We start from the raw sequence: 2,205 nt of genomic DNA, 5'->3' as shown, positions 1-2,205 counted from the left end.
GCCTTTCAAACAACTTTTTCCAATTTTGAGGACTTGGTAATCCGAACCTCAAATTACTGCTCCTACGTCAAGTTTTGGTACTAAAAAAATTAGCCGTTTATCCTAATTCTTTCGGTGTTATACCAGTTAATGTAATTTTCAACTCTGAGGACTAAGTCCTCAAAACTAGTAAAACGTGTTTGAAAAATAAATTCTCGTTTAAGTAGCGAATGGAAAGCTTCGAGCGGACCGTTATCATATGGATAACCTTGTTTGGAATATGAATGCCTAATCAGGTGCCGCTTTAACAGGCCTTCATAAGCAATACTGGTGTATTGTGAACCCATATCAGAGTGCAAAAAGGTTGGCTTAGAAGCCCTGCTCAAGGCTTGCAACAATGTCTTAATAATCAGTTTCGATGCCATCTCCTTGCCAATGTTGAAAGCGATGATTTACTTACTAGCTTGGTCAAAGATGGTACTTAGATAAACCCAAGTGCCTGGTCTTAGTTCTAGGTAGGTTATGTCAGCACGCCAAATAGTTCCGATTGGATGGTTCTTAATCAAGTTAGGCCGTTGAGAATAATCTACATGAGTGCCTGGCTTCTTAAAACGCCGCCCCATTAGTGATCGAATGCCTAACTCCTGCATTAATCGGTAGACACGATTGGGGCCAATGACTACACCAAGTCTTCTCATGGCAATTGTGATCCGAGGGTACCCATAGGCTTTATAATTATTTTTCCAAATTTCAAAGATCTGGCTTTTTAAAATCGTATCTTGTTTATCATGACGACTTGTCTGATAGTGTTTCCAATGATAATACGTACTTTTAGAAAGCCCTAAGGCTTTCAAGATTATCCAGAGGCGGTGTTTACATAATTGTTCGTTGATAAAGTCTATGGCTTTAACTTTGCCTAATGCCTTCCCAGTAACACCGCCGCTGCTTTTAAAATTTCATTTTCTTCTTTTAACTGCTGGTTTTCTTTCTGTAGTTGCTTGAAGGCTTCAACACTCGTTACGCCACCGTCAGGTAGTTCAACTAATTTGGCCCGCTTGATCCAATGACTGATGGTGGTTGGATGAACCCCATATTCATTGGCTAAGGATTTCTTTGAACGATTTTCATTGTGATAAAGCTTAACGATGTTGTTTTTAAATTCATCTGAATAATATTTCATAAAAAAACTCCTATTCTGATTTTTATCATTATGACACAAAATCTAATGATTTTGGTACCAAATTTCAGTATAGGAGCACTTGTTTTACTTGACTAAGCTGATATTTCTCTCCGCTAAAAGCATCCTCATTGGCCAACTTTTGTAAAACATCAATAGTTGAAGTATGAATCGTTTTTTCTTCAGCCATTAAATTAACCGCAGCCCCTTGCTGACTCAACAGATTTCGCTTCGTCAACAGCTTACGACTAGTAAAATACGACCCAGTTAGTACAACTATCAAAGCCATCAAGATTGTGAAAAGTAAAATATATCTTACATATTGTCCGATACTATGCTTCGTTTTGATATCTCTCATCATAAAATACTCTCCTGCCATGTAATGTTATTAGGGACACTATTCATACATATCTGTATATCGGAAATTTTATTGAGTTTTTAATCTAATAAAAATACGATATCTACTTTTTTATAATCATAATCATTGATACACCGCCGTTATTCATTTTTTAACAACAACACTATATTTGCAACAAATAAAAAGGAACCCAATTCAAGAATGAGTTCCATAATAATAATTAAAAATATTTCTCATTGACTTTCTTTCGACTGGATTCCCTACTACAATTATCTCAAAAATTGGGTTCTTCAAATATCAAACTAGTGCATATAATTTCAACTCTCAAAATTGCTGTATTATTCCGCTGATAATAAGTATTATTCCAGCAAAAATATAAAGATAGTTAATCTTATGATTCTTTGGTTTCCCCATTTCTTTGAATCTGACATTCTTAGAAAGAAAACCTGAGAAAATCAATAATACTCCAGTCAGTGACGCAATAATATTCTCAGTCATCGAATCACTCCTAAACTACTTAAGTATCCCTAACCCGTACCCTAATATACCAACTCCAAAAAGTCCGAAAATTAAAATTATTGGATTAACTTTTTTCTTCAAAAGATACATCATTAGTACTGTCAAACCTAGTGCGGGAAGTCCAGGACATAACTGATCAAGTATCTGTTGAAAAGTAGTAATTGTCGTCTTG

At 35.4% G+C, this 2,205-nt stretch carries 3 protein-coding genes and 1 pseudogene; all 4 read right to left on the bottom strand.

Features of this window, described 5'->3' with window-relative positions; all coding sequences use genetic code 11:
- Positions 1–89: 89 nt before the first annotated feature.
- Positions 90–1,159, bottom strand: a pseudogene (locus tag IV36_RS09220) (IS3 family transposase).
- A gap of 64 nt (positions 1,160–1,223) precedes the next feature.
- Complete coding sequence (locus IV36_RS09210) at positions 1,224–1,517, bottom strand: hypothetical protein (protein WP_056991920.1); 294 nt, start codon at positions 1,515–1,517, stop codon at positions 1,224–1,226.
- 321 nt (positions 1,518–1,838) lie between these two features.
- Complete coding sequence (locus IV36_RS12105; protein WP_155807911.1) at positions 1,839–2,012, bottom strand: hypothetical protein; 174 nt, start codon at positions 2,010–2,012, stop codon at positions 1,839–1,841.
- 15 nt (positions 2,013–2,027) lie between these two features.
- On the bottom strand, positions 2,028–2,205 hold a 178-nt coding region (locus IV36_RS12100), incomplete at its 5' end, for a PTS system mannose/fructose/sorbose family transporter subunit IID (RefSeq protein ID WP_187328443.1).

This window comes from Liquorilactobacillus mali (assembly GCF_001437155.1).
In the GTDB taxonomy this organism is placed as follows: Bacteria; Bacillota; Bacilli; order Lactobacillales; family Lactobacillaceae; genus Liquorilactobacillus; species Liquorilactobacillus mali_A.
The sequence above is the reverse complement of the archived record's forward strand: the minus strand, read 5'-3'. Positions and strand labels throughout refer to the sequence as shown.